Annotated in this window: 7 protein-coding genes and 1 pseudogene; 2 read left to right on the top strand and 6 right to left on the bottom strand. The window is 57.5% G+C overall.

Features of this window, described 5'->3' with window-relative positions; all coding sequences use genetic code 11:
- Window positions 1-58 precede the first annotated feature (58 nt).
- Together ACYX4K_RS15095 and ACYX4K_RS15090 are read left to right on the top strand one after the other, a co-directional pair.
- Window positions 59-2,245, top strand: a complete 2,187-nt coding sequence (locus tag ACYX4K_RS15095; protein ID WP_475091321.1) for a TonB-dependent receptor family protein — start codon at window positions 59-61, stop codon at window positions 2,243-2,245.
- 194 nt (window positions 2,246-2,439) lie between these two features.
- Window positions 2,440-2,877 carry a DUF2239 family protein gene (locus tag ACYX4K_RS15090; RefSeq protein ID WP_475091322.1) on the top strand — a complete coding sequence of 146 codons (438 nt, stop codon included), beginning with the start codon at window positions 2,440-2,442 and terminating at the stop codon, window positions 2,875-2,877.
- Between the two features lie 67 nt (window positions 2,878-2,944).
- On the opposite strand, the gene ACYX4K_RS15085 is transcribed toward ACYX4K_RS15090, so the two are convergent.
- The 6 genes and pseudogenes from ACYX4K_RS15085 to glyQ form a co-directional block, all read right to left on the bottom strand.
- Window positions 2,945-4,132 (bottom strand): class I SAM-dependent rRNA methyltransferase, encoded by a 1,188-nt coding sequence (locus tag ACYX4K_RS15085; protein ID WP_475091323.1) that lies wholly within the window; start codon window positions 4,130-4,132, stop codon window positions 2,945-2,947.
- Between the two features lie 365 nt (window positions 4,133-4,497).
- Window positions 4,498-7,077, bottom strand: a complete 2,580-nt coding sequence (locus ACYX4K_RS15080) for a S8 family serine peptidase (RefSeq protein WP_475093906.1) — start codon at window positions 7,075-7,077, stop codon at window positions 4,498-4,500.
- A gap of 54 nt (window positions 7,078-7,131) precedes the next feature.
- A pseudogene (locus tag ACYX4K_RS15075) lies at window positions 7,132-7,524 on the bottom strand (protease inhibitor I9 family protein); the annotation flags it as partial.
- Between the two features lie 708 nt (window positions 7,525-8,232).
- A complete protein-coding gene (gene gmhB / locus ACYX4K_RS15070; protein WP_475091324.1) occupies window positions 8,233-8,781 on the bottom strand; it encodes a D-glycero-beta-D-manno-heptose 1,7-bisphosphate 7-phosphatase in 549 nt (182 codons plus the stop codon).
- Window positions 8,782-8,791: 10 nt separating this feature from the next.
- On the bottom strand, window positions 8,792-10,873 hold the full coding sequence (gene glyS / locus ACYX4K_RS15065) for a glycine--tRNA ligase subunit beta (RefSeq protein WP_475091325.1): 2,082 nt from the start codon (window positions 10,871-10,873) through the stop codon (window positions 8,792-8,794).
- On the bottom strand, window positions 10,873-11,853 hold the full coding sequence (gene glyQ / locus ACYX4K_RS15060; protein ID WP_475091326.1) for a glycine--tRNA ligase subunit alpha: 981 nt from the start codon (window positions 11,851-11,853) through the stop codon (window positions 10,873-10,875). Before glyQ ends, glyS begins: the two co-directional genes overlap by 1 nt.

Here is an 11,853-nt window from a genome sequence, read left to right as displayed (position 1 = left end):
AAAAATATAATCGTTCTCATTAATAATATTGATGAGAGACCTGGACTAAGGAGAGCCAATGGCCCGTTTTTCCCTCGCCCCACTTTCGATTGCCATGTTTGCCGGTTTGAGCGCCAATGCTGCCGTGGCAGAGACCTACGAACCCCTGGAAACCATATCGGTGCTGGGTAACAGCGAGCAGCTCCACAAACTGCCCGGCTCAGCGCAGTTGGTCAGTGCCGAAGATCTGGAAAAATTCGAATTTGTCGATATCAATCGCATGCTGCGCAATGTGCCGGGGATCTACCTGCGTGAGGAAGACGGTTACGGCCTGCGCCCGAATATCGGTATCCGCGGTGCCTTCGGCGAACGCTCCGGCAAGATCTCGCTGTTAGAAGACGGCGTACTGGTAGCACCGGCCCCATATTCTGCCCCGGAAGCCTATTATTTCCCCACCGCAGGACGCCTGCAGGCGATTGAGGTCCTCAAGGGCCCCACCACGCTCAAGTACGGCCCTTTCACCGTGGGCGGTGCGCTGAACATGGTGAGCACCCAAATCCCCGATGGCAGCACAGGTAAGGTGCAGCTGGAAGCTGGCCAGTTTGGTGAAAACCGTCTGCACACCTATTACGGCAGCAGTACCGAAACCAGTGGCTGGTTGGTGGAAACACACCAGCAACAGGCAGATGGCTTCCGCGATATCGATCGCGCGGGAAGTGCCGATATCGCCAAAGAAGATTACCTGGTGAAAGGCCGCTTGAATTCAGCGCAGGGTGCGGCCTACGCCCAGCAGCTGGATATCAAGCTGCAGTATTCGGAAGAAGAGTCCGGTATGAGCTATCTCGGGCTGACCGATGCCGATCTCCAAAAGGACCCTAACCGCCGCTACGGTATCAGCGCCCTGGATGAAATGGAAAATCGCCACAGCACCGTGCAGCTGAATCACACGATTGCGCTAAGCGACGACTTCAGCCTGAACACCCAGGCCTACTACAACAAATTCAAACGCGACTGGTTCAAGGTCAGCCTGGGCAATCTCATCGATCAGGCGAACGCCGGCGATGCCGACGCCCAGGCGGTGCTCGATGGCACCATGGATTACGACAACGTGGGGATCAAGCACAACGACCGCACCTACGTGTCCCGTGGTGTGCAAGTAAGCGCTAGCTTACAGTTGGAGACAGGCAGCATCGCCCACGATCTGCAATTCGGCGTGCGCGATCACTACGACGATGTGGATCGCTTTCAGCCGGTAGAGAATTACAGCCAGATCGACGGCGAGCTCGTATTTCAGGGTATTAGCGACCCGAGCTCAAGCAACAACCGAGTCGGCAAAGCCGACGCGACTTCCCTGTTTGTGTACGACCAGATCCAGGTAAACGATGCCCTGGCGCTGACCGCAGCCCTCCGTTACGAAGACCTGGAAACCCGCCAGCAGCGCTATGAAAACAATGAGCGCACCGAGGAGGGCAGCAGCCGTTCCAACGCCATGAATGAATGGCTGCCAGGGCTGGGTGTGACCTATGCGGTGAGCGACGCGCTGACCCTGCTTGCGGGTGTGCACCGCGGCTTCGCGCCTCCCGGTAGCGGCTCCTCCGATGGCGAAGCCGGTGACCTGTCCACCAACTACGAAGGCGGTTTCCGCCTGCTGAACGACAATCTGCAGCTTGAGCTGATCGCTTTCTTCAGCGACTACGAGAGCACCGTACAGAACTGTTCCGTGGCCCAGCCCTGCGCCAACGGTCAGGACAGTGGCAACTATGCTCTGGGGCAGTCCGAGATCCGCGGACTGGAAGCCAGTGTGCGCGGTGAATGGTCTCTGGTTAACGGCTGGATGATTCCCCTGCAGGCAAGCTACACCTACACCGACGCAGAAATCAGCGAAGACAGTCTCGAGTACACTGAGTCCGACGGTCAAAGCGGGCTAGCGAACGGCGACAACTTTGCCTATTTGCCGGAGAACGTATTTGCGCTGACCACCGGCATCGACAGCGGTGCCGCCTGGCGCGTGAACCTTACCGCCGCTTTCCAGGACGATATGTGCGTGAACACCAGTTGTAACCGCGGCAACACCGACCAATACGACTTCACCGAGTCACTCTGGGTAATGGACGCTGCCGCGCACTACGACTTCAGCAGTGACCTCGCCGCCTACCTGAAGATCGATAACCTGCTCGACAAGCAGGCGATTATCAACCGTGCTCCTGACGGTGCCCGGGCGAACCGTCCGCGCACCGCTTCTGTGGGCGTCAGCTACCAGTTCTGAATGCTGACAAGCTGATCCCGCGCATCAAACCCCGGCAGGCGACTGTCGGGGTTTTTTATTGCCAGCGCGAAATGCAGAAACCAACGGGACCCGCGGTGCAAGCGCGTGGCGTGAAACTCGTCTAACGGCTTCAGAAAACTCACAGCGCCCATTAAAATAATTAACCAAATGGTCAGAAAGTATAAGAGGGAATTGTGAGCCATCCAGAAAAATACGCGTCCCGCACCGTAAGCGCTTTCAATGGACATCAGCGGGTGGCCCAGGGTCACTACACCGAAGTTATTCAGGAGCTAAAAAGGACACTAAGTCGAGGGGCACTGGAATCGGTGCTGATTTTCGATGACGCAACGAGCGAGCCGCTGCAGATAGATTTCGGTGCAATTGATGGCGGCGATACGTCACCTGCCGAAGCTCCCGGGTCCCCACTGCGCCGTGAAGCGCGCGAGGCGACCGAGAGAACCATGACCGCGCTGGGTAAATCCCTGCCAGCATACGACCGCGCCGTACAGGCCCTGCACAGCGGCGACCGCGATACATTTTACCGTATAATCGAACGGTGGCCGCGCGGGCTCTCCGCACACCTGAAAAAAATCGCGCGGGACGCATTTGCCGAACCAGCCACGGAGAAATAGCGTTCAACCCACCCTGCTGGACTCAAGGCTTTTGCCAATGAGTCCGCAGAGAATACGCTAAAAATAATTATTGAGCGGTGCCCGACATGTGCACAAAGTGCGCCTTGAGGTAGCGGGTTTCCGGAATCGCGGGGTGCACCGGGTGATCCGCACCCTGACCGCCACTGCCAATGATGCTGATATTCTTATCCAGGTGGCGGCCTGCACCGCGCAGGATTTCCAGCAGAGTGTCCGACTCCAGATGCATGGAACAGGACGCACTCACCAACAGGCCGTTTTTCTCCAGCATTCGCAGCGCCAGTTCATTGATATGGCGATACGCCGCCTCACCGGACTTCTGATCCTTGCGCCGTTTGATAAATGCAGGCGGATCGAGAACGATGGCGTCGTAGCGCTCGCCACTGGCGATCAGCTCCTTCATCGCATCGATCGCCTTGCCCTGAATGGTGATCAGGTCGTCCTTGCGATTGTTCAAAGCGGCGTTTTCTTCACACCAGTCCAGCGCCTGGCCCGACGCATCCACACAGGTTACCTCGCTGGCGCCGTGAGCGAGTGCTTGCACACCCCAACCGCCGGCATAGGAAAACAGGTCCAACACCCGCTGACCCTTTACCCACTGATTTAACCGCGCGCGGTTTTCCCGGTGGTCGTAGAACCAACCGGTTTTCTGCCCCTGGTAAACCGGTGCCAGCAGCGACACGCCGTTCTCTTCAAAAGGCACCATTTGCGGAACCTCGCCAACGGCGACTTCACAGAGCTCCGGTAATTCTTCCACCTTGCGGCCCTGGTGATCATTGCGCAGCAGAATACCGGCAGGTTTCACCAGCGCGGTCAGTGCATCGACGATTTCCTGTACCAGGTTTTCCATGCCCCAGCTACTGATCTGCACCACCAGGTAGTTACCGAATCGGTCCACCACCAACCCTGGCAAACCGTCGGAATCCCCGTATACCATCCGGTAACTGGGGTGAGGGAAATAGCGTTCGCGCAGTGCGAGTGCGTTTTCCAGCCGGCGCTTCAACTGCTTGGCGGTAAATGCTCCCTTGCGGGAAACCAGTCGCGCGCAGATCAGCTGGTTAGGGTTGACCAGTGCGAACCCGAGGCTCTTACCGTTACTCTCGAGAACTTCACACTGGCTTCCCGGCGCTATCCCTTTCAGCGGGCTGCGCTTGGTGTCCACTTCATTGCTGTAAATCCAAAGGTGGCCCATCTTCAGGCGGCGCTCGGCGCGGGGATTGAGAATAAGTTGCTGCACGGGAGAACTCCGGTTTTTCAGGGGGCGCCATTGTTCGTTCGTGGTGTTCGGAATACAAGGGAAAATCACCGGCACCAAACAACCTAGTGGTCCATGCGGAAAGTTCGGTAACTAAGGAGCACAGCCAAAGTGTTCAGATCAAGGCGAGAAAGCGCAGGAATAGTGGTTCTATTTCAAGCTTTCTCAACGCAGAGCTGGGCGCTTTGGCGAAGCGAACAGTTACACAACTTTCCGCATGGACCACCAATTAACCATAGCGAACCTTTTACTCCTGGCTAGCCCAGGCAAAAAAAAGCCCGGTGGTTGTGAGAAAACTCACGGCCACCGGGCAGACTTTAACGGGATGGATTAAATGAAGGCTGCGATTACCGCGTACTGATCGAGACTTCCGTTGTGCCGATGCTGCCGTTGTCATCACGGTGCGAGATGATGCCCAGTGCACGGGTATCGCTGTTCAGGCCCATCCACTCCAGATTCAGTGTCCCCGCTGCGCCGACCGCGGCGGAACCCGGGCCATCCAGCAGGGTGTTGCCCGCGTCACCCTGGAGATTGAAGTTAAAGAGCGTATAGGAAGTGGGCCCTGGCGCCGACGCATAGTCGATGACGAATACCGCATAGACGCCGGGCTCCGGATTCCACAGGTCCACCTGTTCCGCCGAGCTCGGTGTGCCACTGGAGCCGACCAGCGGCCATCCCGCGGCCTGGGGGCCCAGTACCTGAAGGTCGAGGTCATCGGAACCATCGCCCGCACCTACATCGGCATCGAACAGTGCGAACCGGCTGAAGCTGGTACCCTCCGGCACTTCAAAGAAGAGCAGGTCGTCGAGGCCATCCTCGACCGCACCCGGCGCGGGAATGCCCTCGGCGAGACCGCTAATACTCGCGCTGTAAGCTCCCTGGTAACCGAACACCAGCGGAATTGAGAGATTCCCATCGGTGCCCTCTGCCTGCACTGCCGCTGCGGTGGAAATGGGTACCGGACGAACGGCGATCGGGCTGCGTACCTTGCGGAAACCCTGCGACCAGCTGAGTGATCCAAATGCCCACTCTCCAAGCTCTGCCTCGTCGGTTGCGGTAAAGGATACCTGGTAGGTCGCTGTTTCCCCCTGCTTCAGGCGCAGGATCCGTGGCGATACTTCGACACTGACTCCCGCTGGTGCATCCACCTCGGCCCAATACCAGCGTACACCCTTCTCGACACTGGTAACCCGCCGCGTGACGGTCTGGCTTCCCACCAGTTCTGCAATCCCGATTGATGGCAGGTTCAGGTCAGAGGAGTCCAGCGAGAATCCGTTGGCTTCGAGATAGCTGCAATCCCCCGCCGGCACGATCGAGGTCTGAAGCTCCGCACCACAGAGGAAGGCCAGGTAATCATAGAACCCCGCGTCGTATACCAGCCCGGGGAAAAACGCGCTGGCCGGTTGCACCATACCCGCACCGATATCAAAGGGGTCTGCTGGTGTATCGCCAAAGGACTTTTTCAGGTTCTGGCGTGCCGTGGTCATCATCGCAGAGCGCGCCATGGCCGCCGTCCAGTCCGGGTGTGCCTGTTTCAGAAGCGCCATCACACCGGCGATGTGTGGACTCGCCATCGAGGTGCCGCTGAGCGCGCCATAGATTTCCCCGGACCCCACCGGAGAGACACCGGCGAGAATCGCAACCCCGGGCGCGGCGATGTCTGGCTTGATGATATCGGGCGCGCCGGCATTGGCACCACGGGAGGAAAATCCAGCGATGCGATTGTCCCGGGATACCTGTATCTCTGGGCTGAGGGTGCCGCTGGCCGAATCTGCGTCGGCAAGCGCGGCACCATCCGGATGGCGAATCATGACACCGGGTATGGTGGTGTCCGGTGCCGACATGGTGATGGGATCGATACGATCCGGCCCCGCGCCATCGTTGTAAACCACAATGGCGCGGGCACCGGCTGCTGCGGCCTGATTGTATTTGTCACTGAATGCACAGGTTCCGCGAATCACCAGCGCAATATTTCCTGACACCGCCTCCGTATTCGTGAGCGGAGTACAGGCGTCGAGAGGTTGCGCAACAACGATGGAAGCAGAGATAGCACCGCTATCCGCAAGTTGCACCGGGCCGGAACCCTGCAGACCCTCGAAGATACCGGCAAGTTGTGCAGGAGACTCTATCTCGATGCCGGTAGCAAAACTTTCGTTGTCTTCAGTGGCACCGACCGAGGTAATCCAGGGAACCCCGGAAGGTGTCCCGATGGTTTCACTACCGGGGCCAGAGTTACCTGCGGAAGTCGCTACGAATACACCGGCGTCTGCTGCAAACAGGAAGGCTATATCATCGGGACCGGTAAACTGAGTGCTGGCGCCACCAACGGAGTAATTGATCACGTCTACACCGTCTGCCACAGCCTGATCAATGGCCGCCATGGAGTCGGAAGAAAAACAACCGCTGTCATCTGGATCTGGCGCATCCCAGCAAACCTTGTACACCGCTACGCGGGCACGGGGTGCAACCCCACTCAGGGTGCCGGTGCTCTTAGTGCCGATCGTTCCCTCGACGCCGTAGTTTCCCGCGGCGGTGGTTGCTGTATGGGTACCGTGCCCGTCCGCATCGCGAGCAGAAAGAAATTCGTAATCCGCCAGTTCATTCGCGGAAAGAAACCCCTCGGAAAACGCCTGTGCCTTAAGCAATTTATTATTGCAATCAAAGGGCAGGTCCGCCGCATTAAAATCAGTGTTGCCGAATTCACATCCTTCACCAACAAAGGAATCTGGCGCGGCATCGTAGAGGATGGGGCGGCCAATATGACCGCGTTTTGGTGTGCGTGTGTCTTCAAGGCTTGGGTGCTCCGGATGGATACCGGAATCAATTACACCTACCACCACATCCTCGCCGGTGGCCCCGAGTAACCAAGGACCGGGAAAGCCATCGAGGCCGAGATAGCCATACGTGGAGTTGGTCTGCGGTTTCATCAATTGATCTTCCCAAACACCGAGAACATCTTTTCGATTACGTAATTGCTCAGCCTGTTTCGGGGTCATCTGCGCCGCAAAACCATTGAACGCGACTTCATAATGGTGAAGGGTTCGCGCGCTACCGATCGCTGCGAGTGCTTCATTTTTTCTTTCGCGCAGAAAGCTTGCGTACTGCTTTATAGCGTTACTGGAAAAATCCAGTTTGCGATTGTTTTGCGGTTTGGTGGCGGCAAGCCCCTGGATAGTTCCCTCGTAGGCGATCAGTGGTTTATCAACGAGTTGAACGATGTATGTTTTTTTATTGATGTCGTGTCGAACTGGCTGTTCCACATTTTCATTTGATTGTGCCTGCAGCGAAAAAATCAGGCCGGCAAAAACGCCCCCCAAAAAACCGGCGGTTTTTCCAGGGGAAAACCGGTTTCGAGATTTACTCAAAAAAATCATAAAAATTATGCCCCGTAAAATGCAATGCCCAACCACTCCCGCTTTTGGCGAGATGGTAAGGGCGCTTCCGTGAGATAAGTGGAAAAGATCGAGAATGGAGCGTGTCGCGGTTTTATTTTTCATTCCATGAACGCTGCGGCACCAGATCCCTCAAGATGGTTTCTACGGAAACCAAAGTGCGCGAGCAATAGGGTGGCGCGACATTCCTGTTAATAGAGAAGCAGTTTGCGAGCAGTCACAAAATTGTCACCGGGATCATTCTTGATGGGACACTTCAGTTGGTACAGGACAGCCAGTCAGAAAAAATCCGAGCAGGGAATGGTTGAGACGACCGGAGAAATACGCACAGGAGTACGTAAAGAAAGATGTACGGAATGATGTATAGAAAAGCGGGTAAAAAGAACGGGAGAAATACAAATAAATGCTAGGGAACCTCTGATCAAGTCCGCGATGCCTCAGGCTTTCAGAGCGATTCACAATCAAGGCGTGGTTTCGCAGGAATGTCCAGACCTTTCAAGAAGCCACAACGCAGAGTGTGGATTGCTCTGAAAGCCCCGGAGGGCGCGGCCTGACAACAGCATCTGCTGCGTTGCAGCTCTTGTAAATGGCCAGCCATTCACTGCGAACTGCGCCTAACAGCTGCTGCCGTCAGGTCACGCTGAGACATTGCGGACTTGGTCAGAGGTTCCCTAGCGAAAAGTAGTGGAACTAACGCAGTAAAAACGCCGCAAACTCTGCAAGATCCTGCATAACACGGGTTTCGACCAGGCTCGGATCGGGATTTTGAATAAGTGTCATCAACGTCTCCTCCCCAAGCCCCGTTTTCACCAGTACCGGCTTGCAGCCTTTGGCAACCGCGCACTGTAAATCCTTGGTCTGGTCGCCGACAAAGTAGCAGTCGTGCAGGCTGGTATCGAATTCAGCCTCAATCGCGTCCAGCAATCCGGTCTTCGGCTTGCGACATCGACAGTTGTCTTCGTCGCTGTGGGGGCAGTAAAAGATACCGGCGACTTCACCACCGGCATCTTCCACCAGTGCGCGCAGCTTGGCGTGTATGGCTTCGAGATCGTCGAGATCAAACAGCCCGAGTGCGAGTCCATTCTGATTGGTGGCAACCACCAACTGATAACCCGCCTGGCTGAGCTGCGCCATGGCTTCAATGCTTCCGGGAATGGGAGTCCACTCGTCGACACTGGTCACGTGGTCACCTGGCTGGTGATTGATGACGCCGTCGCGGTCGAGAACAATGATGCTCATGGCGCTTCCGTTACTTGGCGGGTGCCAGCTGCGAGATATCCGCAACCTCGAGGAACAGCGCGCGCAGTTGCGCCAGAAGTGCCAGGCGATTGTTGCGCAGCTGTTCGTCGTCGGCCATGACCATCACGCCGTCGAAGAAGTTGTCCACGGTTTCGCGCAGCCCGGAAAGTCCCGCGAGGCCTTCGTCGAAACGCGCTTCCGCATACAGCGGTGCCACCGCTTCTTCGGCATCGCGAATCGCCAGGTACAGGGCCTTTTCTGCATCTTCCTGCAACAGCGCCTGATCCACTTCGCTCGGTGCCGGGCCGTCGAGTTTCGCCAGAATATTGGAAACCCGCTTGTTGGCCGCGGCCAGTGCTTCCGCTTCCGGCAACTGGCTGAAGTTGTGCACGGCATTGACGCGGTTGTCGATATCCAGCGGGCGCGACAGCTTGCGCGCGGATACGGCGAGGAAAACTTCTGCCTTGATACCGGCGTCTTCGTAACGGGCGCGGAAGCGCTCGATCATATACGCCAGAGTTTGCTCGACCACTTTGTCGTGCTCCGCCAGCGCGGTGCGCGGGTAACCATCGCGCGCGAGGGTGAGCAGTTCACGCAGGTCCAGATCGATATTTTTTTCCACCAGCAGGCGCAGTACGCCCAGGCTGGCGCGACGCAGTGCGAAGGGGTCGCGGGAACCGCTGGGCGGTTGTCCGATACCGAAAATACCGACGAGGGTGTCGATACGATCGGCGAGGGCGACAATGGTGCCGGTTACCGTTTGCGGCAATTCGTCGCCGGCAAACTTGGGCATGTACTGCTCGTACATGGCTTTGGCAACGTCCAGCGGCTCGCCGTCGTTTTCCGCATAGTAGTAACCGGCGATACCCTGCATATCCGCAAATTCGAACACCATTTCGGTAACGAGGTCGGATTTACAAAGTTGCGCAGCGCGCTGTGCCAGTGCCGAGTCGCCACCGATTTTTTCCGCGATAGCGGCGGCCAGTTTGGCCAGGCGTTCGGTCTTGTCGTACACGGTACCCAGCTTTTGCTGGAACACGATGGACTTGAGTTTTTCCCGGCGCGCCTCGAGGCTGATTTTTTTATCGGTGTCGAAGAAGAAGGCGGCATCGGACAAGCGAGGACGGATAACCCGCTCGTTGCCTTCGATCACCTGCTTGGCATCGGTACTTTCGATATTGGAAACGGTGATAAAGAACGGCAGCAGCTTGCCGTCTTCGTCGATCACGTGGAAATATTTCTGATGCTCTTTCATGGATGAGATCAGCGCTTCCGCGGGTACATCCAGGAAGCGTTTTTCAAAGCGTCCGGTCAGCGCCACCGGCCATTCCACCAGTGCGGTGACTTCGTTGAGCAGGTCGTCGTCGATAACCGCTTCACCGTTAACATTGTTGGCTTCCGCCTGCACCTGTTCGCGAATCATTTCGCGGCGCTCGGCGAAGTCCACAACCACAAAACCGGGATCGCGCAGCTGCTGCACATAATCGTTGGCAGAGGCCACGGTGAGTTCGCGGTTGCAGTGGAAGCGGTGACCGCGGGTGCTGTTACCGGCTTTCAGGCCGAGCACTTCTGCGTCGACCGTTTCGTTACCGAACAGCATTGCCAGCCAGTGTACCGGTCGCACGAATTCTTCTTTGCGCGCACCCCAGCGCATGCGCTTGGGGATCGGCAATTGAGCGAGGGATTTGCTAACGATACCGCCCAGCAGTTTCTGGGTGGCTTCGCCTTTCTGTTCGCTGATAAATGCCAGGCGCTCACCTTTATCGGTTTGCACCCGCGCGAGTTCGTCAACGCTGACGCCGGCACCGCGGGCAAAACCTTGCGCGGCCTTGGTGGGGTTGCCGTCTTTATCAAACGCAGCAGCCACGGCGGGGCCGTGCTTTTCAATCTGTTTGTCTTGTTGCTGCTCGGCGAGGTCACTCACGGATACCGCGAGACGACGCGGGCTTGCGTAAGCATTTACCACGCCGTACGTCAGCTCCGCGTCTTTCAGGCCCTGCTCGATACCTTCGGCAAAGGCCTGCATCAATTTGTTCAGCGCTTTCGGGGGCAGCTCTTCGGTGCCCAGCTCAACCAGAAAATCCTGAGCCATTACTTCTTCTCCTTTTGCGCGTCGAGTTGAGCCAAAACATCGTTGCGGGCCTGCTCGGTGGCGAGCGGGAAACCGAGGGCGTGGCGCGCATCGAAATAGGCCTGGGCCACAGCGCGGGCGAGGGTGCGTACACGTAAGATAAAGCGCTGGCGCTCGGTAACGGAAATCGCGTGGCGGGCATCCAGCAGGTTGAATGCGTGGGACGCTTTCATCACCTGCTCGTAGGCCGGCAGCGGCAGGCCCAGTTCGATCAGGCGCTGGCTCTCGCGCTCGCAGTGATCGAAGGTGTTAAACAGGAATTCCACGTCGGCGTGTTCAAAGTTGTAGTGGGACATTTCCACTTCGTTCTGGTGGAACACATCGCCGTAGGTGACGGCTTTGCCGTCGGCGTCGCGGGTCCACACCAGGTCGTAGATGGATTCCACGTCCTGCAGGTACATGGCGATACGCTCGATACCGTAGGTGATTTCACCGGTAACCGGGTAGCACTCGAGGCCGCCGACCTGCTGGAAATAAGTGAACTGGGTCACTTCCATGCCGTTCAGCCAAACTTCCCAACCGAGACCCCAGGCGCCCAGGGTGGGGGATTCCCAATTGTCTTCCACAAAGCGGATATCGTGCACCGCCGGGTCGATGCCGAGGGCACGCAGGCTGTCCAGGTACAGGTCCTGAATATTTGCCGGCGAGGGCTTCATTACCACCTGGTACTGGTAGTAGTGCTGCAGACGGTTGGGGTTTTCACCGTAGCGGCCGTCGGTGGGGCGGCGGCAGGGCTGTACGTAGGCCGCGTTCCAGGTTTCCGGGCCGATGGCGCGCAGGAAGGTGGCGGGGTGGAAGGTGCCAGCGCCCACTTCCATATCCAGAGGCTGTAGAATGACGCACCCCTGGCGCGCCCAGTATTCCTGCAGGGTAAAAATAAGGCCCTGAAAGGTGCTCAGGTCCTGCGCGGGGGCAGAACTGCTGGTTTGTTGCTCGGACAC

Source organism: Microbulbifer sp. ABF4_107, from assembly GCF_056312215.1.
This window is presented reverse-complemented; position numbering and strand designations above follow the sequence as displayed.